The sequence below is a fragment of the Nocardia lijiangensis NBRC 108240 genome, assembly GCF_001613045.1.
Lineage (GTDB): Bacteria > Actinomycetota > Actinomycetes > Mycobacteriales > Mycobacteriaceae > Nocardia > Nocardia lijiangensis.
In genome coordinates this window covers 44,017-68,842 of record NZ_BDBP01000020.1, presented here as the reverse complement: position 1 = coordinate 68,842, position 24,826 = coordinate 44,017, and the positions used below count along the sequence as shown (strand labels likewise).

Genomic DNA, 24,826 nt, shown 5'->3' with positions numbered 1-24,826 from the left:
AAGTCGCCGGTTTCCCGAACGGACCATCCCGTCGCCGACCATCGACGCCAGACCCACGCCGGACCGCAAGCGCGCAATGTTACTGACGGGTCGGAGCTCGAATCGGAGAGTGAGATCTATTTCACAAAATCGATATGTAACGTTTCACCTGGGCGAATACTTGGAACAATTCAGGCAAGCCTTTCGACAATATTCCCACGGTTTGCAAGATTCAGTCCGAAGCTTGCAAATCAATTCCTCCGCGGTCACTACTCGATCGAGGCCCCGGTTCACGATTCCGGAATAGTCGCTAAGACTTCACACGCCTCGCAGCGGTTGCGGCCGCCGCAAGGCGTGCGGGCGCGTTGCGACGATGTCACCTGGGAACGACAAAACGCCCCGCCTCCCAGCGGGGAGACGGGGCAGTCCAGAGGCCAGGCAAGGAGACGCTCAGAGTTCCTCTTGCAACGAAGGTGGGATCTCGTACCGGGCCGCCGGGGGTTCCTGGCCGGGAACGTGCAGGCGCAGGAAGCCGCGCAACTCGTCGATGTGCTGTTGGAGGGCGCGGATCAGGCGGATGGCGTCACGGAAGCGCTTCTTGTCATCGACCGCCTGGCTCTCCAGAGTCTCTATGCGGGCGCGCAGTTTCGCGACTTCACGCGCCTGCCAGGCGGTGACCGCGCCGATCACCGTGGCAACGGCAACGCCGAACGCCTGCACCAATTCGGGACTCAACCAGCTCTGCGCCATTCATCGTCCGCCGTCCTGCCGATCGACCGGCGTGACCGCAGGCCGAATGACCGCGCCCGCGATCAGCGGAGTGAGCAGGCCGTAGATCGTCAGTACCGACTCGATCCACGAGATATCGATCCGATGGCCGACGACGAAGGCGATCACTCCGGTGATCGCGACGAGCACCGAGCGGATCAGCGCGGGCTCGGGAAGTTTGGTGACGATCATCAGATCTTTCCTTCCATGGCGTCGAGCAGACGATCGACCTTGAGTTCGACCGCCTTCAGACGCTGCTCGTTGCGGTAGTCGGCGGCGTCGGAATTGAGCACGTAGCCGGCCACCGTGTCCCGGTACTCGGAATCGGCTACCCGAGACTGGAATCCGTAGGTCAGCTCGAAGTGCACGCGGCGCAGCTTGTCGAGCAGCTCGCGCTGCTCCAAATCGGAAAGTGCCACCAGCACTCCGCCTTTCAATCGTTCCGCGACATCTGCGCGGAATTGGTCCATATCCATACCGCCGGGATCCCACTTGCCTTGTTTGGATCCGGCCCATTCCTTGTGGCCGATCACCCGATCGGCCCCGTGGCCGAGCCTGCGCAGAATCGCCGCGCAGCAGCCCACATACGCGTCGTATTGCTCGCGCGACCAGCCCTCGGTGCCGTTGTTCACGGCTTCGATACCGATGGTGTGGAAGTTCGCGTCGTCCTCCGGCAGCCCCGGCCAACGCCCGACCCCGGCGTGCCAGGCAACACCCGCGGCGACGACCGTGACGGTGCCATCCCTGTCGAGATGCAATTGCGACAACGGCCCCTCCAAATGTGCGAAGCCGTAGGCGATTTCGGATGTCGGCGTGTTGGAACCACCGGTGTGATGGGCGATGACGCCCCAGATCTCGCCGAAATCGCCGTGCCCGCGCTCGCGCCAGCCGGGGAATTCGACGACTCTCAAGCCCTCCTCACGGAGGACGTCCGCCAACCAGACGGGATCGCCGGTCCAAGACATGGCTGTCCTGCCTTTCCAATCGAAATTGCTGTGCAAACGCGGTATTCGCGCCCGCGAAGGCGCCGGCGACCCAGCACGCCGACGCCTTCGCGGGTGGCTCGTTACGAGCCCGAGTTCGGCGGGAAGGCGTCGTACATGCTCTTCTTCCACCACAGGAGGTAGTCGGTGTTCATGAACGGGATCGCGCCCTGAAGGCCGGATTCGACGTACTCGAACTCACTGGGTTCCTCCCCCGGCGACGTCGGATTAGTCCGGGAACCCTGGCGAATCAGGCACCGCTCGATGCCGAACGTGAAGTCCTCGGTACGCCAGTAGGTGGCGATACCGCTGGGGACACCGCCGCCGGGGAAACCGCCGACAACTACCCCGCCGCCCGGCTCGGCCCACACGAGCTGGCCACCCGCGGGCACCTCGATGCTGGTCCACTCCGTGCTCGGGACGATGAGGATGCGAACAATTCTTGTCATGGAACAACTCCCATGATCAGGGCAGGTGCGAAACGCTCCCTGCCGAACACACCACCGCGCGGTCGCGCGTGGTGCTTCGTCGGCGCACCCGTTCCACCGCAACGGCGGTGCTTCGGGGCCATGCCGTTGAAGTCGTAGATGTGGTCCCGGGGATCCGCTCGGGACTTTCGCACAGTCGGCTAGGCCGAGGCCCCGCTGATCGCCGCGGCGATCCTGTCGAGCACTTCGACTACTACTCCCTTATGGGATCTATGCTCTCCTGGGTTGCTGTGCGAAGCGGGACACCGCAGGCCGTACTAGATCAACTGGGTCTTCACGACACCGGAGTCCGCCACACTCCCGGCGCTTCGCAGTTCGCAGGGGCGATTATGCGTAACGGGTGGTATGTGGTGATCGACTACGAAGTCGAACCGCCCGGCTACGTCGCCAAGACACATACACTCCAACAACTTTCGAGCGGAATAGCCGAGTCGGAGGTGATCGCCTGCTACGAACCGTCCTACGGTTCCACCAGCGGTGTCGCGGCATGGACGGGCGGGCAGCGAATTTGGAGCGTGATCCACGATCCGGCACAGGCAGACGGGCCGAATCACATTCTGTGGGAGGGCGAACCTCCAGTAGAGTTCGCCGCTCTCCTCGCAAAGGCGTGGGACGACAACAGTCGCAGCGATGGCATCGACTACGTGTTCGACGTCCCAATTACCCTCGCAGGCAATCTCACCGGGTTCAATGAGAGCCGCAAACTTCCCCGCGGTACCAAGATCACCGCGCTCGCTTGACCCGCCCGTCTGTGACTTTTTCCGGGACAGACGGATTCGATCACAAGCCAACGTGCGTAACCGTGCCGACGTCCCTGCCCGTCGCGCTGCGGGTTACGACAACTGTCGTCGAACCCAGTCCGGGATCGCACTGTCCGGACGGCTGAAGACCGCGAATTCCACACGCATATCATCGACGGGCGGCGAGGGCATCCACTCGGGAATCTCAGAGTTCGAAAACGCCGCCCGATAGCGGTCCGGATCAGCGATCGAAATCTGACCACTCAACCAAGTTCCAGCTTCCGCGTCGTACGAAGCGCGCTTGTGCTCGGTCAGCAATTGCAGCAGGCCTTCGGACGGGCGCACGTTGTCCACCGTCCCGTCGACCCGCCGCACCTGCACGCCCGCTGCGCCCGAAGAACCGACCAGCGTCACCCACAGAAGCGCGAAATCCCAATCGCTGCCGATCATCTCGACGGCCTCGGTAACCAGGGCACGCTCGATGACATCGATACCGACCGCGTCGGGCGCCCAAGACTCCCACCGCGCGGCGATACCTTCATCGGACAGCTCGCGATTCACCAGGCCGATCATCTGTTCCACCACCGCAGGTGGCTGCGTGTCACAGAACAGGACGATATCCACCCCGGCGATCTCAGCCAGCCCACGCTCTCGGGCCAGCTGTTCCGCATAGCCCGACCGAACCGCATGAACGTAGCTGTTCATCTTCCGACGAAAGTCCTCGCTCAAAACCGCGACATCACCATCGCGATACGACCGCTCCTCCACCATCACCAACGCCAGCCGGCCATCCGGCCCAACTGCAACCTGGTCGATACGATCGTGCTCGTTCACCGTCATCGGTACACCTCCGTGTCCCGCCGACCGGCCAGGACGTCTTCGTTTCCATCCGCGCGAATACGGGCACGCAGAAGCTGGTTGTGATGTGGTTGCGTCGAATCCGTCCGAAGCGCCGGTCCGTCAGCATCCCCGCACGCGGGCATAAACAGGGAAGCGCTCGACCATCGCAGTGTCGAAGGCAAGCGCACGATCGGAGGAATCCCACTTATGGAACCCACCTCGGCGCAGATACCAATCCATCAGAGCCGCCGCGTCATCGACCCGATCTGTCAAGGCACTGCGGCAACCCTTGACCCAAACCTGAGTCGGTGCGGGCGAGGTCTGCCTGGTTCTGCTCAGTTGGCTATGTCGTCATCGATCCCAGACCACTGGCCCAAACGGACTGCTTCCAAGCCGGCAAGGCCAAGTGCTGGCACCCTCGCGTATTCGTCGGCCGACATGAATATCACGGCGTAGCTGTCGCTGCCCGTCTCGAGGGAAAGAAGAACCTTTCCAACTCGCACACAGCACTCACCAACGACTTCCAGCAGGCGTTCGACAACTTCAGCCTGGTCCAAGTCGTCCACCTCCGACTCGTATGCTCCGTACCAACTCCACGAGAGGTTGTCAGGGTATGAAGGCAGCGCCTCCAGCAAGGATCGAATCTCACCCGGATCCTCTTCCCAATCGAACACAGCAGCGAGCCCTCGCGCCGAGAGCGTACGGATCAAGGCACTCCAGGGATCTCCATCAGTAGCAGCCCGAACTCCCCGCACCACATCCGGTTCGTCAGGTGCCAGCAGCTTCGCGATCGAGACCATGGACTCCTGCGCGTTCCCTGGATTCATCGTCCTCCTCATCTCCGAATTGGCGCTGCAGTGAGCAGCGGCCCCACAACCGCAATGTTGTCAGCAGCGCAAACGACTCCGCTACAGACTTACGACTTCACTCCGTATCAACTTCTGAGGTCTGCATACCGGGGAAATTGCGATCTCAGATCATCAGGCGCCAGCCGGGATCGTCTGGTCGTAGGCCCGCACGCCGCTCCGCAGCCGCCTGCGCCACCTGGATCACGCAGGCAATATCCACTCGCCTCAGCCGGTCTGGGCGCTAGTTGCTTCTCTTGGCAGCCGAATACTCCGGCAACAGGTTGCACAACTCTTGCTCGAAAAGCGTTGCACGATCAATAGAGTCCAGTCGCCCGAACTGCCCTCTACGGAGATACCAGTCAAGCAAATCGACTGCCTGATGCGGGCGCGCGCTCAGCACTGCAAGCACCGCCACACCACGCAGCAGACGGGGGCTCGGATTGAATCTATCCTGATGAGTTGGTTCTCGAGCGATGGCAATGAGCTGATCAACACTGATACGACGATCGAACCAGCCGCGGACCTTGCCCTGCACGTAGTGTACGAATTCGGCGACGCCGTCGCCACCGACATCGAACATGTGAAATGTTCGATCGATCTTCCGCGGAGTATCGAGCGATCCGAAGCCCACCATTTGGAGGTAATTGAAGTTCAAGTACTCCGCTGGCTTGTAGCTGCTGTCCAAGGCGGCAATGGACAGCTTTTTCACAACCTCCGCGACGGCGTCCGATACCAGATAGGCAAATCCTGAAATCCTTACGCCGCCACTGGAAGGATCGTCGACCACCAGCGCTTCGATAACCGCCTTCGTCATGTCCGGAATGCCAATTCCGTCATTGACGAACCATACTTCATGCACCATCGGCGAACCACCGATTTCAAAAGTAGCGCATTCCTCATACCCCTCGGCAGCTATCGCCTGTCGCAATTTATCGACAACCAGTGCGGCAGTGTTCTGTCCTCCACGCTGGGTCATCTATCCCACCTTCCGTCGGATCCATTTCCGTGCACTACAGACAGGACGAAGATAGTCATGACATTTCGCTATCGCCACCTTCTCATCGGATAGCTCGATGTTGCTACCCACCGAACCGCCAGAACCGGTGCGCTCAGGCTGATCTAGGATCAGATCCTACAGTGCCACCCTCACGCAACGCGCTATCACGCCGCGGAATAGGTCAACCCGTGCAGTTCCTCTGCTCGCACAGCATTATCCGAGCGGACATTTGTGTCGTGGATATTTACCGTCAGAGACTGATTCACGCTCTGGCGACGACTGGAGTAAGCCCCGCGAAACGGAGTGGCTATCCAATCAGGCGGAGGCAGAGGAACGGACATCGCGGAAGACAAGCCTGCGTCGATATGACCAACAAATCCTCCGACAGCCAACGCGTCCGTAGCATCCGGAACGACCTGCCCCGTTGCACGAAGTATGAAATCGGTGGCGGCCTGGCGTGCTCGGGTTATCATTGCCTGAACATGTCGCCCCTGGGCGGCATCCCGCAGCGCAAGCTCTTCGGCAAGCGCGTTCCATGCACGAAGCTTGGAATTCGTCAGTTCCAACTGGTTAGTTTTTCTGTTCTTACGAACAAAGGGGCTGTAGTTTTCGCTGAACTCCTCCGCTGCCTTGATCAGTACTGTGTCGCTGGGCCGGTATGCGACCTCGCCTGGCCACTGCTTCCCATCGCCGTTCCATCGAATCGTTTCGACTCTATCGACTATGACATCGTCAGGATCGAAACCGGCGTCATCGAGCCTCCTTCTCAACTCCACATTCTTTGGGTCGAACTGGAGCTTCTGATCGCCACCCTGATAATGGGTGTACCCCGGACGCTGGTTCGTTTGATAGTCGGCTTTCCACCCCTTGGACTCCACGAATACAATCTTGCCGTCCGGGGCTATCGCGATGAAGTCTGGTTTGAACCCATCCTTACCAACACCTGGCGCAAGGATGTTGACTTCATCACCTGTCGCAATGATTTCATAATTATCGAGCTCGAGCTTTGCTCGCGTAAGCGCATCGCCGATGAAGCCCTTGGCCCCAGAAGATCCCCGGCCCGATAAATTCGAGTCATCCCACCTGTTCGATCCATCCGGTAGAATTGGCTCCATACCGGAGTGCGAGGACGGTGGCGTGGCCTGTTCCAGTCTACGACTCCACTCAGCGTTCTTTATCCCGGGCGGGTGAATATCGACCACCGACACGGGCCAATGCCGCCCTGGGCCACTGGGCAAATCAGCGCCTGCAGAATCGTCCAATTGCGAGCCTGGACTCGCGCTCGGACCGTCCTCGCGCCTACCAGCACCATCGGGGCCGCCGGTTCTCGAAGTTCGAGCATTGTCGATCGCCGATAGGACTTCCTCAGCCGTTAGCCGCTCGCCCTCGCCGCCCCTCCGGGGATTCAGCGTCTCTTGTAACGCCCGTAGTTCTCTGAGAGCGTCTATGATCTCGGCTTCGCTCTTACCGGCCCCGACCATATTGTTGATCAGTTGTTCTTCGCCGGCGCGCCCGCCACGCCTGAACCCACCCAAACCTTTTGGGCCAGGGATGAGGAAAGTGGCGGCGGTCAGGACGCCTTTGGTGATCGATACTGTGCTGTCTTCGGCTAATTCATCGGTGTTCGTTCCGGCCACCATCGCCTGAAGTGCTTGCCAACGTTCATGGCCATCGCCCTTGAACAAGGGCTTCAACGATTCGACGGTCTCTCCGGCGATATCGTCCGATGTCACCAGAGGATCGCCAGGCAGTAGAACGTTGGCAGCAGCACCCAAGTCGGTCAGCCCGAAGAAGGCCCGACCCGCTCCGTAGACGACATCGTAAGTGGTTTCGACAATCTTCTCGGTCCGGGTCCGTTTGTCGTCCGGCTTCTGGTGGCTGAGGACGTTGCCGTCGATGTCATAGACCGTGACCCCGAGGTGGACATCGAGGCGGGAAATGGTGGTCTTGCCCTCGGCGTCAGTGGTGATTGTGTCGCGGTACCACTCACCAGGCTTGTTGCCACGGAATTCGTCGGTGAGCTTGCCGCTTTCATCCATGCGGAGCAGGTGCACACCCGTATCGGTCGTCTGGGTGCGCATCAAGACCGGCTTGCCCTGGCTGTCCGGTGCGACTTCCCACCTATTGCCGCCTACCGTCCGCCAGCCATAACCGTCGCTGTCGATCTGACCAGTGAATGTGCTGACCAGTCCGCCATTTCCGTCTCGAGTGGTGGCGGAGAACGTCTTGTTGCCGTAGTTGTCGACGTGAACGTTGTCGTAGAGGCCGTTCTTGTTCGCGACACCTATGTCGGTGCCGATCCTGTTGCCCTGCTGGTCGTAGGAGGCGGTGGCCGTAGTCTTGTAGTCGGATGACATCCCGAATTCGTGACTCGGCCTGCCCGAGGTCGATGCTCCTGGATTGAAGTGCTGGCCGTAGACCTCGCTACCCTGCGTGTCTTTGCCTGCATATGAGGATGTGCCGGAGGAGTCGTCGTTCCACCGTTGCCACCCTCCCAGCCCGTTGCCCGCGACCCGCGAGTTCGTGGTGCTGCCATCAGGATTGGTAATGACCTGATCGACGGTCTGATTACCGTTTCCCTGCGGGATCGTGTTCACTACGGTTCGCCCGTCGGGCAACGTGGTGGTCCACGTATCGCCCTCCTTGCGTCCAGTGGTGTCGGGCAGGCCGTAGATATCTGTCACGGCTCATCGCCTCCTCAAAGATTTCAGGCGCGCCGAATCCGACTCGAAATGCTCAACAGCTATCCGCTAGTGCGATTGATTGCGGCAGCCGGCAATTCGGCCTGATGTACACGCGGAAAGAACGATTGCCCGGCGCTATGACGGGCCGAAAAGTGCCGTGCGCATGGGTCGTTCGCCGACTCCGGGCGTACCCCGTCCAGCTGAGGCGCCGCTGGCGGTACCCCGCGCGTGGAACGACGGCGGGCCACGGAGCTCCGGTGTGTCCGTTACCGACAGATCGGCAGTATCTGGACGCGGTCGTTGGACACGGCTCATCGCCTCCGATCAGGCGCGAATCCGCCGCGCAGACGTCGCCTGCCGAAACCGTCGAGCGGCTGCACAGGTGCGCCATCCGGGAGAACGGCGGCACGCCGAAGTAAGACAGTGCGTGGGAGCGACCCCGGGCCGGTCAGGTGATCCGCAGGTAGGTATTGGCCGCGTTGATCGTGGCGGCCGACAATGAGGCCCACGAGCTGGTATCGATGACCTCGAGCGTGATCCGGTCGCCCTGGGCTACCGCGACCGTGGCGCTCACGGTGGCCGGATTCGCCGACGTACCGGTGGCGATGACCGTGCCGTTCTTCTTGAGGCGCACGGCAATCGAATTCGACTGTATTCCTGGCGTCCAGCCGGCACTGCCCGCGATCGTGGCCGATGCCTTGATGCCTTGGCTCACCAAGCCATTGGTGTCCACGGTCGAGCCGGGGTAGTTCGCGGTGTCCGCGGTCCAGTTGTTCACCTGCACCCAGGCGTTCTGGGTGGTGGGCCCGGACTGGGTCCCGCTCTTGTTCATTCCCGACGGCCGGAAACCGGGCACGGCCGTTGCGGTCAGGGTCCCGCCACCTGTCAATGGCGCGGAAACCGATACGGGCGGAAGGGCGAGCACACCGATCACCGCGGCCGTGCCGTGGAACGCCGACACCGCACCGGAATGCGGCACCACCGTGGCCGACAATTCGCCCACACCACGCGCGATCGCGTTGATCGCCGCCGCGCGACCGCCACCGCCGAACTCGGCCGAAACCAGAACCACCGCCGACTGCCCGGCCGCGACTTGCGCACGCGCCGATCCGCCGCTCTGGAAGTCGACGGTGCTGAACTGGCGCGGGGTGTACTGCGCCGTCAATTGCCCAGATACACTGGCGTTTCCCTGTACGGCGACCGCTGAGATCACGGACGCGAGCAGCGTGCCGTCACCTGTCGCGTCCGCGCGGATGAACGGGATGACCACGGGAATGTATTTGCCCGCGATGAAAGCCACCGGCGCCGAGGGCAACGCCGAGCTGCTGGCGGGCGACGCGGGGATAGCTGGGGTAGCCGATGGCGACACAGGCAGTCTCGCCGATTTGAATGCAGGGTCCGCCACAGCGACTTCCTTCAAAATGATTGGTATCCAATAATTCGCGTCCCGAGTGCGGCGATTTCCGAGTACCGGCCGAGGCGGGGGACGATGGCCTCGGAGAAACGAAGTGCCGCGCTCGACCATCGGTCGAGCGCGGCACGATGTCAGGCGGCAAGCGCCACCCCGATTCGCCCGGGGTCGAGGGGCTGACTACCCGGAAGTGCTGGAGACAGCAGCGGTGGCGGTACCCAGCGCGTAGAACGACGGCAACGCATCGCAGTGCGTCACGGTCACCGTCGCGAGCTCACCGGTACCGGAGAAGGCGGCATCGGCTGCCACGGCACGGGTGTCGGCGTCGAACCACGCGCTCAGCACCACTGCGCCGCCGGAACCGACGACCACACGCGCCGTAGGGGACGCGGTGTCGCCGAAACCAGGGACGACGGATTGCGAGGACCGCGTCGCGGCGGTCAGCAGACCGGCTCCGCTGGAGGCGGCCGCTGCTGTCGCGGACGGAGTGGACGGCGCGGCCGGTCCGGCGGCGCCCGCGAAGGCCGCGTACACGAAAGTGGGAACGACTGGGACCCGCGTCCCGTCGATGACGGTGACCGGAGTCCTCGGTAGCGCCCCCGTGCCTGCCGACGGCGCCGGAACAGGAAGGGCCACAGTCGGCGACGCAGGCAGAGCCGCCGCGATCACCTGACCTGGTGGTGTCATCGAACTCTCCGATTCGGCTCCGGTCAGCTCATGGTGAAGGTGGGGGTGATGAGCAGCGTGCCCTGAGCGCCGAGGGTGGTGGAGGCGATGGCGACCTTGTCGATGAAGGTGCCGTTGTTGAGGGCGCTCCACAGACCCGCGTGGGTGTAGGTGCCCGCGGGCAGGTCGATGGTGACCTGGCTGCCGGTGATCTGGCCGTTGGCCGGGGCGGACCAGGTGGTGGCGACCCGCTTGTAGGCGGGGGAACCGCCGGACGCCTCGTTGGTGCCGCTGGTGCCCGGGTCGGCGGTGTGGACCGAGACGTAGACGGTGCTTGCGATGTTGGCGTAGGCGGTGCACAGCGCGTTCTTGGTCGAGGTGACGGCGATAGCCATGAGAGGGCTCCTTGAGAGTTGTTGCGTGAAAGGGTGATTCGTCGCTGCCGAACGTCGACAGGGACTGCGGAACCGGGTTAGGTCCGGATGACGGTGCCCGCGTACCAGGCGTACGTGGTCGCCGGCGAGGTGGGATAGGTGACCAGCATCGTGTATCGCGAATTCGCCGGAATGTCGTCGCAGATCGCGGCAGGCACGGTCCACGCCGCAGCGTTCGAGGTGACGGTGGCGGGCCAGGCGCCGATGGCTGTGCCCCCTGGCGCGGTCAGCACGATGGAAACCGTAGTGCCATTGGGAAATACGGCTCCGTCGGAAGGCTGGATGGTCTGCACGAAGCTGGCGCCGGTAGTCAGTTTCAGCGGTTCGAGCGTGGGCTGGTAGCCGAGGTATCCGGGACCATTCTGTGTGCTCATAGGTTCCTCTGTTTTGTTCGACCACGTCCATGGAGTCCTCGGACGGGTTGGTTCAAGGATTCGGCCGCACTCGGCCGCTTCGATGTGGTGCCGACGACGGTGGTGCCACGCGATGGTGGCGTCCGGCACCGCTGAGATCGATTCTCAGGAGAAGGAGCTGAGCGCCCCGTCGAAATAGGTGTGGGTACCAGACGGATCGCCGTACATTTGGTTGGGGCCGGCAATGTAATAACCTGGTGCCCAGACACTCCCCGCGCCCGCGAAAACAACGAATGTTCCCGAAACTCGATAGACCGCAGATCCTGCGGTCTCACCGGCGTTGCGAACGACCTTCCATTGCCCCTCGGGACTCGGCGCGGACCACAACGAGACGTTGTAGTTGTATCCCTCTCCGCACGCTTGAGCCCATTGCGCGCCGACGCTCATCACGTACCAGCCAGGTTTGGTGATCTGGATCTGGCCCGCAGCAAGGTTGAGGACGTTGACCTTGTTCGCCTGACGCACTGTGTCGAAAATGGTTCCGTAACGGACACTTCCCGCACTTTGCGCGACCGCCGTCGCGCTCTGGCGATACAGCGACCAGCCGGTACCGACGACGGGCGGCGACGAGGTGTCGGCCGCAGCGAAGGATTCGATGTCGAAACCGAAGTACAGGGTGGTGCCGGACCAGTCGGAATCCGCGTAGCACGCGCTGTAGAACCCGACCCACCGGTTGCCTGCGCCGACCGGGGACGTGACAGCGGTGTCTTGATAGCCGAGTCTGCTGACGCCGTTGACGAGAACCTCGTAGGACGAGCCGGTCGCACTGACGGTGACCGTATCACCGGTATTCAGTGACAGATTCGTTCTTTCGGTCCAGATCGTGACGGTCATCTGACCATTGATCAACGTTGCCCGCTGGAGTGAGATCTTGGAGGTCCCGAGCTGCACCAGAACGAAAGTCGACAGGTCCACAGCCGCGCGGATGAGAACACCGCTGCCGGTGAAATAGCCCGCCTGATTGGCGCGACCCAACACCAACGACACCGACTGGGAGTCGGTCATGAGAGGTGTTCTGTACAGTGCGAAATCGCCACCCGTGCCGGTGTTTCCGCTCTTCGCGATACCGGCTTGGTTATTGACGACGACCATGTCCGGGACGGTGTGACTGCCGTCGACCCACTTGGCGACCGACCACTTCGTGGTGTCCCAGGACTCGAAGCTGTCGGTGACCGCCGCTCCGCCGACCTCGTTCTGCGTCCTGTCGGTTTGCAGATTGGCGATGGCCGCAGCGTTGGACGCCGACGTGCTCTGAGCCGCATTCGCGGTCACCTGCGCGTCGGAAGCATCGGTCTGTGCCGAACTCGCCGCATTGAGCGCACGGTTGGTCGCGGAGTTCAGATTCGCGCCGATGGCGTCCACACCGGCGAAGGACTGCATGACATTCGACATGATCGAGGCCTGCGCCGACGCCCAGGTGACCTTCTGCAGGTTGCGGATCGAGCCTCCGGTATAGGCGCCGGGAGGAATCTTCTTGTCGGGATTCGTCATCGGTCACCATCGGACGCGACGCTCTCGGCATCGCCGACTTGCGCGTGATTGAGGTCCAGCTCGCGCGGATCGACCAGATGCTTGAGCTCACCGGACTCGCGTAGCTGCTCCACCAGGTTCGCCCGCTCGTCCGGGGTCAACTGGGCCACGTCGGGCGCCGATGTTTCCGGCGGCCGCGCTGCGCCCTTCTCGGCCCACTGGCCTGCGCCGTTGAGCCAATGGGTGACGCCGCGCGCCGGCGGGATGTATTCCTTGACCTGCTCGTCGGCATAGTGTCGGAAACCGAGATCCCAGAGATGTTTCGACCACTGCCGCAGCACATCTGGGTGTACCAGCAACGGCGAGTTGCGCGGGCCGGGCAATCCGACGAGAGCCCACACGAACGCGTCGTACGGATCGTTGGGATCACAGTCCTCGTGCAAGGGAATAGGCATAGTTCTCTCCGGCAATAGAAATGAGATTTGGCGAGACCGCCCTGTTCGACCTTTCCGAGCCCGCGGTGCGGCGAGCTCGGTCGGGATTACATCTGGACGGCGAGAGCGTGAATGTCGTCGACGATGTCGGCGACCACCCGCATGGACTTGGCGAACGGCATGTCGTGATCGCGGTCCGAACCGATGGTGATCTGCCAGGCGGGACTGGCCGTGCGCGACCATGCGAGCTCGAGCTCGGTGACCTGGTCGACATAGATCGAGCCTTCCGGCATGCCCTTGACGGTGGAACCGACGCGGTCGCCGAGGAAGAAGTGCCCCTGGCCCTGATCGCCGATCAGGTACGGTTCGCCGTTCGCGACGGTGAACTTGTGGGTGAAGTGGCGTCGCGTCTTCCACAGGCCCTCACCGAGGGTGAGCAGCGAGCCGAGGGTGTACGCGCGATCGGCACTGTTCTCGAAATGCTCGTAGTAGTGCGACCAGCCCGAATTGTTCTCCCGCTGCGGCGATTTGAACTGCATCCAGGCCAACAGTGTGTCGGAGAGCAGCGCCATCGCGATGGTGTCCACCACCGCGGTCGTACCGTTGGCGACGCCCGCCAGGATGGGACCGACGAACGGCACCTCGCCGAGCGCGCCGGCCGTGACCATGCCGACGAACTGGATCGCCGAGGAGATCGCCTCGTTCACGCCGGGCATCGAATGACCACCGGTGAGGATCTGCACCGCCGACGACGGATTGACCACGAACTGCGAAGTCTGGATACCGGTGTTCTCGTTCTGCCGATACACCACCCAGGGATTCGACGGCAACGTGCCCATCCATCCCGGATTCTTGTACAGCTCAGGCGCATTCATATCGGGCAGCACGTCCGGGCTGTAGTCGAGCAAGGTGTTGTCGAGCACCTGCATGGTGTGCTGCAGGCCGTCCCACATGTTGCCGCCGGTGCTGGTGCCGGTCCAGAATCCGGACTTGTCGACGATGTCGACCACCAGGCAGCCGTGCCGCAGGTTCGCACCCGGCCACGGCTCCGGGTCGCCGCGGAGCCAACGCCGGGTCACGACAGCCAGCTGCGCGGTCTCCAAGGTGCCTGCTGCGGCCTCGTGAAAGTTCCGGAACCGGGAGCCGAAGATCGTCCACACCGACGTATCGGAGACGAAGTCGCCGGGCTTCACGACCACTGCCCAGTTCGATTGGTCGAGGTTCCCCCAGCTGCTGACGTCCATGGGATCGTCGGGCAGTGTCCACCCCGCGGTTTCCAATCGCAGCAGGTTCAGGTGCAGTGCCGTCTTGAGCACCCACACACCGGGCCCTGCGAGCAGGAACTCGCGCGGGAACTGCACCGCCGCAGGCAGAAACGGATTCGACCAGCAATAGATGTGCTTGAGTTCTTGATAGGAGTGCATGAACAGCAGCTCCACCGTTGTGACGCCGTGGTCGTCGGTCTTGATGACCGCCTTCTCCAACCGGCCGTCCCAGCGCGCGCCGTCCTTGTCGACGGTGATGTGCACGTTCTGTTTCGTGCGGCCGTTGATGTCGACGGCCCACTTGGCCAGGTAGTAGTCGTAAGGCAGCACCAGCAAGCCGGTGCCGGACTGGTTGAGCACCCACCGGAAGTCGGCGCTGATCTCCGCGCCGCAGGTGCCGCGCAGATTCCAGTCACCGTCCCACAGCCGCACCAGCGGCCGCGCGTAACGCTGCTGCTTGCGAGTCGATTTGGCCAGCTGCGCGTCCGCGTAGAGTGCGGGCAGGTCGAGCGCGGTGGTCACTGCAACCCCCACGGACGCGACCAGTTCCGCGGCTGCACGACCATCACCGAAGCGCCGGTAGGCGCGCCGGACACCTTCACGGGAACATCCGTGGCGGGGGTGTACGCGGGCACCGGGTAGAGGAAGCTGACGCCGTTCATCAACGCCCAGATCTGCGAACTGTTCGCCGCGACGATCATCTCCTCCATCGGATCGGTGTCGACCGTCAAGTCTTGCCCGGCGCTGGTCATCGGCAGCGTGATGACGCGCGCCTCGTCACGATCTACCGCGCCCCACGAGAAGTCGGGCAGCGTCCATTTGCCCGGCGCCGAGCACACCCACTTCAGCCACATCGGCTGATCCGTCGGGTTGGCGATGCTGACCGTGCCTTGCTGGCTCACGTTCGCGCCCGTGGTGTTCATGGTCGACGTCCACGCGCTCGTCACATCGGACTCCACCCACCAGGGATTGCCCGCGACACAGGTCATCACGACCTTGCCCTGCCTCCGCAGATGCGGGTCCTTGTCCGGCTTGAAGTCCGGCTGCTCGGACATCCGCAGCTTCAGCGACCGGGTTCCGAAGTCGGTCGTGATCGTCAGCGTCGAATCCCGGTCGTAGGCCCATGCTTTGCGCCATGCGGAGTCCACTCCCTCCCACGTCCGCCCCGCGGCTTCGAAGACATTGACCGCGAATACGACATCGCGCTTGTTGGTCCGGTAACCACCGAACGACGAGCCGATCTGGAACGCCGACTGGTTCCAGATCGTCGTCACCGGAGCGTCGTACAGTCCGCTCGGCGACGTAGCCAAATCCACACCCTCACGGCCACTGCCCTGGCCGGCGATCGTCCATACCGATCCGTCGACTCCGGTCACCGTGATCATCGCGGCATTCGACGCCACAACCTCACCTCAATTCTCTTGAAAATCTGAAATAGACTCGCCGACCGACGATCTCGAACCAGTCGGCGTCGATACCGCCTACCGGGAATTCATCAGCTCCCATTGCGTCGACAGCACTTTCAACCGCGCCACAATGTCCTCGGAACTCGACATGGAGATGTTCACGGTCGCGGCCCCACCGCCGGCCGCTGGCGCGTACCCGCCGGCATTCGCATTCGCCCTCGCCGCCGCAGCAGCATCCCGCTGCTCGAGCATCTTCTGCAGGAAGAACGGGTCAGCGTTGAGTGCCTGCAGGAATGGACGGTTCACCGATGTCGAGCGTGCGTTCATGACGAACTCGCCGTCGGACAGCCACGCCGGAATCTTGTCGCCGATGGACGAACCGGGACCTCTGATGTCGCCGCCCGCCGCTCGCTGGACGGGATATTGCGCGTCGCCAGGGTAGTTCATGCGCACGGGGTAGTAAGTGACGGTCCGGTCCGTAACGACCTTCTCCGTGTCCTCATCTACCTTGGGGATGGCCCAGAACCCGTGGTAGACATTGCTGCTGTGGTAGTCGACGAAATCGGCGTCCTCGAAGTACTGGTACCGCGGGTTGCCGTTTTCGTCCTCACCGATACGCTGCCGCGCATTGCCATGGCCGGCGTAGACCATGGTGTGGCTGAGGACCGGGGACCCGTCCTCGTTCTTCTCGCCGTAACTAACGAATACCAGGTCACCGGGACGCAGTCCGGCATTGGTCAACGCGTTGGGATCGGGATTCCCGGTGATCGGGTTGACGCTGATCGGTGCCAGCCGCGTTCCCGTCGGACCACCGTTCGCATTCCCGTATCCGTTGGCGATATAGCTGTACAACGATTGAACATTCAGCCAGGGACGCGGCGCCGAATCACCTGCTTCATGCGGCGCCTCATTGCCGATGTGGTTGTATTTCCGGTTGTAGGGATGCCAGCGGTCGGTCACGGCGAAACTGTCGTCGGCCCGCGAGGGATCGAACTGAAAACCTCCGGCGTGCAAAACCTGAGACGCGAAGCTCGTGCAGTCGCCGCCGCTCGCATCGTAGTTCGGATACTCCCAGTTGCTCATGATCGCCCAGTCATCGGCATATTTCACCGCCGTCTGACGATTCGGGTTCGGGTCCATGCCACCAGCAATCGGCACGACGCCCTGCGCGGGGCGCAGAATCGAATCGAGGATCGAAGAACCGGCATTCAGCCACGAGTTCAGCAGCGCGGCAGGTTGATCCGGCGAATCCAGCGTTGCACTGATCGGCCGGATGCCAGAGTGGTCCTTCCAAGTCCACATCGTCGATAGCAAGGACTCGGCACGCTGCCACTGCTTGTCCTTGACGCGATCTCGATACTCCTTCGACTCCTTTTCCCCGAGTTTCTTGTCCTTGATCCACACCAACACATTGTTATCGCCATCGGCATCGAACTCCGCATTGTACGCCGAGGCCAAGAATTGATTCAGGGTATACTTCTGCTTGATTTCGTCCGGCATAGACCCGGCATACGTTTCCTGCAAGTACTTGAGATAGTAGGCGGTAGTACGAACAGCCAGAGCGTCGTCGTTCGCGAGGTCGGACCATTCGTGATCATGAAATACGCTGGGATATTTCTCTTTGACTTTTTCGAAGGTGCGCTCTTTGACGTTGGTAATGCCCAGAGACCAGCCGGCCGGGTTATTCATCCTGCCGACCCACGGGGTGTGGCCCTTCCCCCACTGATTCAAATCGTGCAGCGCTCCATCGTCATCGTGCTGGTCTGCTGCTTCCTCCAGCGCGATAGCCAGCACCAAGCGCGGATCGACCCCAGCCATCGAACCGCTGATCACCGAATCCCAGACCAGCGCGCGCTGCCCCGGCTGGAGCCTGTCCACCTTGCTCTGGTCCGGCTTCCTGTCGAAACTCGGCGGCGGCGTGTCCCACGTACTACTCATAGCTTTCCTCCTCACGGAATCCACCGCGCAACAACGAGATCAGTCAGATGGGCGGTCGAATGCGGCTGCGGCTATGCTGGCCGCGTGGAACGACTGGTCTTTGTCATTCCGTTGGTGTGCTGGCTGTTGGCGGCGCGGTCGCCGCGGTATCGCCTGTGGGTGGGTGTCGCACTGGCGGCGATCGCGGTGACACAGCTGGTGGTGTCGTTCCTCGCTTGGACGCTGCGCGAGGTGCAGTACAGCGTCGAGGTGTTGCTGATCTTGGCTAGCGTGGGCATCCTGGTGGCGGGTCTGATCACCGACCGGGCAGCGGGTGGTGTGGCTTCACTTCGGACCGCGCTCGGTGGCGTTCTCGTCGTTCTCTACTGTGTGGCAAGCCCACTCGGTGTTTTGCTCATGCTGTGGTTCTGGTCGGACTACTTTCCGTCCTATGGCGCGAAACCGGTTCCGGTGCCAGCCGCCGATCGGGTGCTGCCGCTACCGGATGGCCTTGTGGTGCTCGCGGATTCGTCCTGGTGCTCGGAATCGCGACGAGGCCCGTGGTGCCACCGTGTGCTGTCCATCGGCAGTACCGACGGCACGCCCGATAGCGGAGTCGCCGACCGGCTGCTGGAGCATCTGCGCGACTCCCGCGGTTTGCCACTGGAGTTGTATTCCAGCGGTAGCGACGGCCGCGAGTGGGACATGTGTAGGAACACGGGATGGTGGCTCGACCGTGCAGTCGAAACCATTGATCTCACAACGAGAACGCCCGGTCCGCAGCACGGGGATTTAGGCATCGGCTGGCCCGAGGGCGCACCGGAAGGTGCGGTCACCGTGGTGACAATCGGTATGAGCCATCTGCGATGCGAAGCATGATGCCCCCTGATCGCGACGCTCGCGCCGCACGGTAAGCAGACTAGTCCTCGGCGTTTCCAGTCGAGGTCCGCGAAGCTTCGGACTCTGTTCAGCTGATGAATACGTAGACGGTCAGTCCGGTTCCGACTGCCTGGCCGGCCCCGTTCTGGTGCATCTGCACGTCGATCACGTCACCCATCAGCAGGACCGGCTGCGCCGTGATCGGGACGGAGACCGGAGATTCGGGGACCAGGTTTGTGCCCTCTGTTGTGGTAACGGCAGCGAAAGTCTGCAGGACCGTGCCATTGCGAATGTGGCGAACCGAGACGGTCACATTGTTGGTTGCCGCTCCGGTGATGGCCGAATAGCCCGGTGGGGCAACGAGTTCGACATCGGTGATGGTGTCGCCACTGTAAAAGCCGGGGGAATAGACGCCGGCCAGGACCGTGGCGTCCGCGGCACCGGCCGCCTGAGCGGGCAAGATTGCCGAGAAGATCATCAGTCCTCCCAGGTGTATGCGGTGAATTGGTCGATGAGGTTTTGCATAGAGCGATCGCGATGTTCGTCGCGTACCTGATCCGCCGCGGTGACGGGGCGGGGCATGGGGCGGATGGCTGGCGGGTCGCCGCCTGCAGCCGCGATAATCCCGGCTTGCACGCCTTGCAGGGCATCGATGATCGACAGCAGCAGGTAGGTATCGATCGTGTAGCCCTCGGGCGTAGGTCCAGCAAGCCTCGCCGATTCGTCCTCGTAGAGATTGGCCGCTTCTTCGGCGATGACCATCTGTTCGGCAAGTTCGCGGTCCATCGACAGCGCCGAACGATACTGTGAACCGTGCGGCAGCCGGTCTTTGAAGGCCCAGATGGTGCGCCAGTCGCGGGTGCGAATCGTGTCGGGCCCGAAGCAGTCCCGGACGTCGATGCCGCGCTCGAGCAGGTCATAGTCGAGCGCGGCACCGAAACGTTCCCAGAACTCTACGAGCCCGACGATCCCCCCGGCAGCTCCGAAGAGCCCTGGCCGAAGAGGTGGGCGTAGAGATCGCGTTGGAAGGCCAACCACTCATCCAGCGGCCGCTCGGCGAAGAGTGCTTCGACGGCTTCGTACTGGTCACCCAGCACAATGGCCATCTGCTCGTCGTCGTTGTCGGTCCGGCGAAGGGCGAGCAGCTGGCCCCGGGTTACGGGCGGGATAGCGATGTCGTCGGTCAGGCGGTAGGGCGCGCGTCTGCGCGGGGCGAGCTCTTGCTGCAGCTCGTGGAAACGCCCGCCGACCTCGGCCGTGGTGGCCGCTTCGTGAGTGGTGGTCATGTCAGCTCTCCGGGAATGTGTTGTGTTACTTGGACTTCGAAGCGCTACGGCGCGAAGCCGCCTCTTCGACCTTGACCGCGTGGCCGAGCTTGTAGACGGCGTTGACGTACTCGGTGGCGCTGGAGACGATGTAGTCGTTCTCGCCGTCGGTCATCGTGACGGGGAATTCGGTGGGGATGGCGGACACTGGTGGACCCGCTTTCTTCTCCGGAAATATGGACAGGAAATGGTGTGGGGCGTGCCATGACCGGAGACACATGACACGCCCCACGCCCAGGCCGGAACCTGGGTGATCAGGGGAGAATTCGCGCTGCGACGAGCGGCGTCACGCCGCGGGGGCGATGCCGGTCTGGGCGACGATCTTCTTCCAGCCCTGGCCGCCGAAGCCGTGCGCGACGGCGTAGCCGGCGGTGTCGTCCTTGAACGCGACCATGGTCAGCTTCTGCGCCAGCACCTCGGTGGGGGTCCACTGCTCGCCGCCGAACTTGCTGACGGCGACCTTCGGCAGCACCTTGAACACGTAGATCGGGTCGGCGTCATTGCCGTCCTTGCCGATGATGATCGCCGAGTAGTAGGTGATCTGCTCCGAGGCGGGCTGCGGGAAGAACACCTCACCGGAGGCGGCGTTCGACTTGACCTGGGCCAGGTTCGCGCTGGTGGTCAGCTCGAGGGTCAGCGCGGTGGTCTGCTGCGGCTGGAACTCGATGGTGGTGATGTCGCTGGTGATGTCGTTGCGCACCGGCTGCAGTTCACCATAGGCCTCGATCGGCGCGGCGGTGATACCGCGGGCGAAGGCCACACCGGTCTTCTTGTCGATCAGGCCGACCGGCTTGAAAGCCGCGGGTAGCGTCTGCAGCGCGCCGCTAGCGTCAGTGAACGCCGTCGGCGCGGCGGTGTACCAGGGCGCGATGAACACCGCGGCGTCGAGCGGCTTGAGCAGCAGCGAACGCTGAGCGTTCTTGAGGGCCGTGAGGTTGGTGGCAGGCATGTGTCTCCATTCGAACGCCCGCGAATGCGGGCAGGGATTGACGGAAACGGCACCGCGTGGTGCCGGTGAAAAGCCCTATCCGCGACAGGGTTTCGGTCCGCCTATTGGCGGCGGGCTTCGATCGAGAAGGCGATCTCGACCATCTGATTGAGCGGATCGAGGTCGGGGACCTCGGTCAGACCGCGGCTGCGCCGCAGGATCGGCGGATGGAACTTCTGCTCCTCGGCCGCGATTTCCTCGACGTAGTCGACGAGGACACCGTTGACACGGCTGGCGGGCGCACTCAGGATCGCTTCACGGATTTGCACCGACAGTTGCTGTGCTGCGACGCGGCTGGTGCCGAACGCGACGGCACTCACCTTCGCCTTGTAGGTGACCGCATTGATATCGAGGGTTCCGCCGGTTGTGCGCACCCAGATCAGCGGCAGCGACGACTGCAGCGCGGCCGAGGTCGCCGGCAGGGTGGTCACGGTGGTGGCGATCGGGGTGAACAGATCGACCATGAACTGCTCGAAATCGGGGAATTCCCCCGGCACGGGATAGGTTGCCATCACGCCGCTTCCGAAGGCGCACCGACGGACACTACCGCTTCGAGCGTGCCGGAGGTGTCCGGCGCCGAGGCCGGAACGGCCGCATCGACGGTCATCGACACGCCCTGGGCGAGATTGAGCAGCACCTCGAGATCCGCCCGCAGGGTGACCAACCGGGAAACCACGGCGTGTATATCGGTCGTGATGCGTTCGGCGAGGCCGAGGGATTCATCGGGAGTAGGCATGATCTTCTCCATCATCAGGTTCACGGGTAATCCGTGGAAACGAATACGTACAGATAGGAGCCAGGCACCGCCTGACACTCGGCGGCATGACCGCCCGAATTTCCGGGACACGCGGCACCCGGCTTGCCCGCCCGCGAATCCTGTTCTGGCACTGCGGTTACAGTCCGAACAGCGGCAGCAGCAGCGGAACGAGATCGCTGATCAATTCGAGGACAGCTTGGATGACAACGAGCATTCCCATCACCCCCTCTCGAGTTCTCGGCACATGAGCGATGGGATGAAACCCACAGCGCGTCAGCGCAAATGGGACAGATATGTTGCCGAACGGTCGATCAGCGGATCCCTCACCTTTACGGCGTTCTCCGCGGACTTGAGCACGTTGATCGTCGTGGTGCGGTCGATACTCGGACCGAACGACCGGCGATCGAGCACGTCGTTGTTCAACGGGAGGACCTGCGGCAACGGAGTCGCTCTCGGCAACGCGGCGCCCGGCTGTGTCTGCGACGGTGCGGTGAACTGCTGCAGCACATTCTGCACCGAAGAGGTCAACGTACTCACCGCCGCAGCGGCCGCGGCACCGGCAGGACCGGCGACCGCACCGGCTAGTGCGGAGATTCCTGCCTGCGTGACCTGGTCGCGGGTGCTCTTGAAGATGTTGTACCAGCTCGGCCACTGCAAGAACCCAAATATCCGACCCGGTCGCGTCGTCGCGAGGAAACCCTCGTCGTAACCCTCGCGCCGCCCTTCGGGCTCGCCGCCTTCGGCGAGCCCGGCCGCGCCGACGAACGACTTACCGATAGCACTTCCTAAACCGCTTGCGACAGTGGGCCATTGCAGAAATGATCCGATGGTTCCCACGGGAGTAGTGGACAGCAGGCTGTCACCCGAATTCGGGCGACTTTCCTCCTCGGAGTTGATGCGCATTCCTTCATAGAACATAACGACCACCCATTAGCTGTGAATTATTGAAGTGCACGTCATCGTGTGCGTTGACGACCTCGGCCAGCCGGTCGCAGTAGCCGTCGGCGCGATAGGCGGCATTGTGGGCGCCCCGCGGACGCAGCCGTCCATCAAAACCACTGCCTGCAACCACAATCGCCAGTTGCGGACCGGATGCCGCCACCGGCCCGACGCTCGCTGGTCGAATCCGGGCCGATCCGGTAATTCGTGCTGTCGAGTCTGCTCGTAAGTAGGAGAGCATGTTCGTCGGCGCCCCGAGTGGCTCGCCAGTGCCGCGGCACGTCAGAACGGTGATCACGAGATTGTGCCTTCCTGGATGGGGAGACGGTGCCGGTGAGAACGGGCAACGTGAGGCTGGGGAGGCGACCCCACCCGCGTCCGCATGGCGGTACGGGTGGGGCCGCGTGCGCCCCGGCTTCCGGCCGGCCTGCAACCGTACGGACCAATGGACGGGAGTCCTGGCGGGCGGGGCGGGCTCGGTAGGGCAGAGGGCTCCGGGCGGGTGCATGGCGAGTTCGGCGGGCGTCCGCCCGCGGCTGTTCAGTTGTGCGCGCGGCGAATTGGTGGCCCGGCGCCGCACCGGGAGTCGTTTGGACGTTCCGCCCCGGTCCGGGCAGCGACCGAGACGGAACGATTCGCCCCGCCGCTCTGCACCGCACGTCCATGGTGATTGGACGAACGGGACACGGCTGGGCTGTCTGTGCGGTGGTCCCACTCCGGGATTCGAGGGGTCGACCGGAGTGGGACCACCGCGCCCCTACGCTGCGACAACCGTCTGCGACCGGCGAACCACCCGCGGGAGACGGGAGCGGCAGGGGCGGGCATGCGGCGTGCTCTGAACCCGCGTTCTACCGTGTTCTCGGTGTTCGGGGGCGTACCGCATGAGGCGGACTGACGGACGATTGACCGCCGTCAGCTATTCGGCGTTCCTGGGCATTTCGGCCGGTGGCACGACAAGGGCGATGGCGGCGTCGAGAGATCGGCGACGCTTGGTGCGCAGCGTCGAGCTCGGCGGGTCCAGATGTCGTAGCGGAAGAACCGCGCCTTCCGGGTGCGAGCATGAGTGAACGCCAATCATCTTGTCGTCGAACACAATTCCGCCGCGTACGCACAACAGCACCAGGACTTGATTCGGTGACCAGGATCGGATAGAACTTCACCGTTGTAATTCGCACCGTGAAACATGCTGCACGCCAATCGGTTTGCAACGTTCACGGGGTCGGGAGGATAGGGAAAATCATGCGTCTGACTACCAGAAAATTCGGCCGTAAGGCTCTCATCGCGGCGTTGCCGCTGGCGATCGCGGTGACCTTCGCGGGCGCGGGAGCAGCTTCTGCCGACGCTTCGGGCGTCTCCCCACAGTCGGTCCCCGTCGTGCAGACGGTCGAGGCTGCGCAGGCTCCGGGAACGATTCAGCAGGTGATCCCGGTCATCGCGCAGCCCGCCGCCGCGGTCATCGAGCCGCCCGCCGTCGCGGATGTCGCACAGCCCGCCACTGCGGAGGTCCTGCAGCCGGTGGCGGCTGCGGTTCCGCAGGACATCGCCACCAATCCCAATGCGGCCAACCATGATCCGCTGGCCAATGGCGCAGCAGCGGGTGGAATTGCCGGGGCCGTGTTCGGAGCCGTGGTCTGCGGCGCCACCATCATCGGGATTCCTTTTATACCGCTGTGCGCCCTCGGCTCCGGTTTCCAGGGCGCCTTGGTCGGTTTGATCGTCGGCGCGATCGCCCCGGACGTCATTCCGCAGGTCCTGCCCTGATCCCTCAGGGATAAACGATTCTCGTCTTCGAACTATCTGCGCGGCCCTGATCACCACGGTGCACCAGCCGCGTACCGCGCTGACCGGACCAGCCACCGCGGGGCATCCGAAGATCAACGCGCCGAGGACACCCCCGGCCTTGGTCCGGCCACCGGCAAAGCTGTTCATGAACAGCGCCCGGGGCCGGGCCTGTCGGGTGAATTCGAGCACCAACCCGATTGCCGCCTGTAGCGCTACCGCAGAGGCCTGAGAGACATCACGGACAGGGCACGTATCAAGCCGATTGGCTTTCTCCTGGGGGCGTGCGGTTTCCATCGCAGGTCGGTATCCGAGCTCGATGGGTTGGAACGTTCGGTTCCCGTTGTCACCGGAAACGAAGTTGAGGGTCTGGCGTGACAACGGCAACGCGGCACAGTAGAACACAGGAAGCCTCT

The 24,826-nt window shown here is 63.1% G+C and carries 29 protein-coding genes; 3 read left to right on the top strand and 26 right to left on the bottom strand.

The genetic code is table 11. The features are described from left to right. Positions 1-429 precede the first annotated feature (429 nt). The 4 genes from NL1_RS08235 to NL1_RS08220 all read right to left on the bottom strand — a co-directional run bounded on the left by NL1_RS08235 (position 430) and on the right by NL1_RS08220 (position 2,179). Complete coding sequence (locus tag NL1_RS08235) at positions 430-729, bottom strand: hypothetical protein (protein ID WP_067836024.1); 300 nt, start codon at positions 727-729, stop codon at positions 430-432. Continuing rightward, a complete protein-coding gene (locus tag NL1_RS08230) occupies positions 730-939 on the bottom strand; it encodes a hypothetical protein (RefSeq protein ID WP_067836023.1) in 210 nt (69 codons plus the stop codon). It abuts the gene before it with no gap. Beyond that, complete coding sequence (locus tag NL1_RS08225) at positions 939-1,712, bottom strand: N-acetylmuramoyl-L-alanine amidase (RefSeq protein ID WP_067836021.1); 774 nt, start codon at positions 1,710-1,712, stop codon at positions 939-941. The genes NL1_RS08230 and NL1_RS08225 overlap by 1 nt, the downstream gene beginning before the upstream one ends. 101 nt (positions 1,713-1,813) lie before the next feature. After that, entirely contained in the window at positions 1,814-2,179 is a 366-nt protein-coding gene (locus NL1_RS08220; protein WP_067836019.1) for a hypothetical protein, read from the bottom strand. Between the two features lie 389 nt (positions 2,180-2,568). Here NL1_RS08220 and NL1_RS08215 point away from each other — a divergent pair, with 389 nt between their 5' ends. Next, entirely contained in the window at positions 2,569-2,958 is a 390-nt protein-coding gene (locus NL1_RS08215) for a hypothetical protein (RefSeq protein ID WP_156094746.1), read from the top strand. A gap of 93 nt (positions 2,959-3,051) precedes the next feature. Here the strand turns inward: NL1_RS08215 and NL1_RS08210 are convergent, their stop codons facing one another. From NL1_RS08210 to NL1_RS38735, 13 genes are all read right to left on the bottom strand, one after another. Continuing rightward, positions 3,052-3,798, bottom strand: a complete 747-nt coding sequence (locus NL1_RS08210) for a hypothetical protein (RefSeq protein WP_067836015.1) — start codon at positions 3,796-3,798, stop codon at positions 3,052-3,054. 335 nt (positions 3,799-4,133) lie between these two features. Further along, complete coding sequence (locus tag NL1_RS08205) at positions 4,134-4,625, bottom strand: DUF6630 family protein (RefSeq protein ID WP_156094745.1); 492 nt, start codon at positions 4,623-4,625, stop codon at positions 4,134-4,136. Between the two features lie 262 nt (positions 4,626-4,887). Beyond that, positions 4,888-5,622 carry a hypothetical protein gene (locus tag NL1_RS08200; RefSeq protein ID WP_156094744.1) on the bottom strand — a complete coding sequence of 245 codons (735 nt, stop codon included), beginning with the start codon at positions 5,620-5,622 and terminating at the stop codon, positions 4,888-4,890. 185 nt (positions 5,623-5,807) lie between these two features. Beyond that, entirely contained in the window at positions 5,808-8,327 is a 2,520-nt protein-coding gene (locus NL1_RS08195) for a hypothetical protein (RefSeq protein WP_156094743.1), read from the bottom strand. A 448-nt stretch (positions 8,328-8,775) separates the two neighbouring features. Further along, a complete protein-coding gene (locus NL1_RS38965) occupies positions 8,776-9,627 on the bottom strand; it encodes a hypothetical protein (protein WP_067836007.1) in 852 nt (283 codons plus the stop codon). A 291-nt stretch (positions 9,628-9,918) separates the two neighbouring features. Beyond that, positions 9,919-10,425 carry a hypothetical protein gene (locus NL1_RS08185; RefSeq protein WP_156094741.1) on the bottom strand — a complete coding sequence of 169 codons (507 nt, stop codon included), beginning with the start codon at positions 10,423-10,425 and terminating at the stop codon, positions 9,919-9,921. 23 nt (positions 10,426-10,448) lie between these two features. Further along, positions 10,449-10,799 (bottom strand): phage tail fiber protein, encoded by a 351-nt coding sequence (locus NL1_RS08180; RefSeq protein WP_067836003.1) that lies wholly within the window; start codon positions 10,797-10,799, stop codon positions 10,449-10,451. A 77-nt stretch (positions 10,800-10,876) separates the two neighbouring features. Then, complete coding sequence (locus NL1_RS08175; RefSeq protein WP_067836001.1) at positions 10,877-11,212, bottom strand: LtfC-like domain-containing protein; 336 nt, start codon at positions 11,210-11,212, stop codon at positions 10,877-10,879. A gap of 144 nt (positions 11,213-11,356) precedes the next feature. Continuing rightward, positions 11,357-12,742, bottom strand: a complete 1,386-nt coding sequence (locus tag NL1_RS08170; RefSeq protein ID WP_067835999.1) for a hypothetical protein — start codon at positions 12,740-12,742, stop codon at positions 11,357-11,359. Then, entirely contained in the window at positions 12,739-13,176 is a 438-nt protein-coding gene (locus NL1_RS08165) for a phage gene 29 protein family protein (RefSeq protein ID WP_084510392.1), read from the bottom strand. Before NL1_RS08165 ends, NL1_RS08170 begins: the two co-directional genes overlap by 4 nt. An 86-nt stretch (positions 13,177-13,262) precedes the next feature. Then, complete coding sequence (locus NL1_RS08160) at positions 13,263-14,942, bottom strand: Gp37-like protein (protein WP_067835995.1); 1,680 nt, start codon at positions 14,940-14,942, stop codon at positions 13,263-13,265. Beyond that, positions 14,939-15,805, bottom strand: a complete 867-nt coding sequence (locus NL1_RS08155; RefSeq protein WP_067835993.1) for a hypothetical protein — start codon at positions 15,803-15,805, stop codon at positions 14,939-14,941. Before NL1_RS08155 ends, NL1_RS08160 begins: the two co-directional genes overlap by 4 nt. Before the next feature lie 96 nt (positions 15,806-15,901). Beyond that, entirely contained in the window at positions 15,902-17,764 is a 1,863-nt protein-coding gene (locus NL1_RS38735) for an amidase domain-containing protein (RefSeq protein ID WP_174553400.1), read from the bottom strand. Between the two features lie 198 nt (positions 17,765-17,962). Between NL1_RS38735 and NL1_RS08145 the strand changes: the two genes are divergently transcribed. Continuing rightward, positions 17,963-18,622 (top strand): hypothetical protein, encoded by a 660-nt coding sequence (locus NL1_RS08145; RefSeq protein WP_162272698.1) that lies wholly within the window; start codon positions 17,963-17,965, stop codon positions 18,620-18,622. Between the two features lie 88 nt (positions 18,623-18,710). Here NL1_RS08145 and NL1_RS08140 read toward each other — a convergent pair whose 3' ends face one another. From NL1_RS08140 to NL1_RS37395, 9 genes are all read right to left on the bottom strand, one after another. Further along, on the bottom strand, positions 18,711-19,100 hold the full coding sequence (locus NL1_RS08140; RefSeq protein WP_067835987.1) for a hypothetical protein: 390 nt from the start codon (positions 19,098-19,100) through the stop codon (positions 18,711-18,713). Beyond that, the gene (locus NL1_RS37405) at positions 19,100-19,660 is read right to left on the bottom strand and encodes a hypothetical protein (protein ID WP_156094739.1); all 561 of its coding nucleotides are present in this window, start codon (positions 19,658-19,660) and stop codon (positions 19,100-19,102) included. Before NL1_RS37405 ends, NL1_RS08140 begins: the two co-directional genes overlap by 1 nt. Further along, entirely contained in the window at positions 19,576-19,908 is a 333-nt protein-coding gene (locus tag NL1_RS08130; RefSeq protein WP_067835983.1) for a hypothetical protein, read from the bottom strand. The genes NL1_RS37405 and NL1_RS08130 overlap by 85 nt, the downstream gene beginning before the upstream one ends. 25 nt (positions 19,909-19,933) lie before the next feature. Continuing rightward, positions 19,934-20,095 carry a hypothetical protein gene (locus tag NL1_RS37400; protein WP_156094738.1) on the bottom strand — a complete coding sequence of 54 codons (162 nt, stop codon included), beginning with the start codon at positions 20,093-20,095 and terminating at the stop codon, positions 19,934-19,936. Positions 20,096-20,233: 138 nt separating this feature from the next. Further along, positions 20,234-20,896 carry a phage tail tube protein gene (locus NL1_RS08125; RefSeq protein ID WP_067835981.1) on the bottom strand — a complete coding sequence of 221 codons (663 nt, stop codon included), beginning with the start codon at positions 20,894-20,896 and terminating at the stop codon, positions 20,234-20,236. A gap of 101 nt (positions 20,897-20,997) precedes the next feature. Further along, the gene (locus tag NL1_RS08120; protein ID WP_067835979.1) at positions 20,998-21,447 is read right to left on the bottom strand and encodes a hypothetical protein; all 450 of its coding nucleotides are present in this window, start codon (positions 21,445-21,447) and stop codon (positions 20,998-21,000) included. Next, complete coding sequence (locus NL1_RS08115) at positions 21,447-21,695, bottom strand: hypothetical protein (protein ID WP_067835977.1); 249 nt, start codon at positions 21,693-21,695, stop codon at positions 21,447-21,449. Before NL1_RS08115 ends, NL1_RS08120 begins: the two co-directional genes overlap by 1 nt. A 270-nt stretch (positions 21,696-21,965) precedes the next feature. Next, entirely contained in the window at positions 21,966-22,595 is a 630-nt protein-coding gene (locus tag NL1_RS08110) for a hypothetical protein (protein WP_156094736.1), read from the bottom strand. A 4-nt stretch (positions 22,596-22,599) separates the two neighbouring features. Continuing rightward, entirely contained in the window at positions 22,600-22,929 is a 330-nt protein-coding gene (locus NL1_RS37395) for a hypothetical protein (RefSeq protein ID WP_156094735.1), read from the bottom strand. Between the two features lie 941 nt (positions 22,930-23,870). Between NL1_RS37395 and NL1_RS08105 the strand changes: the two genes are divergently transcribed. Then, on the top strand, positions 23,871-24,392 hold the full coding sequence (locus NL1_RS08105; RefSeq protein WP_156094734.1) for a hypothetical protein: 522 nt from the start codon (positions 23,871-23,873) through the stop codon (positions 24,390-24,392). Positions 24,393-24,826 lie beyond the last annotated feature (434 nt).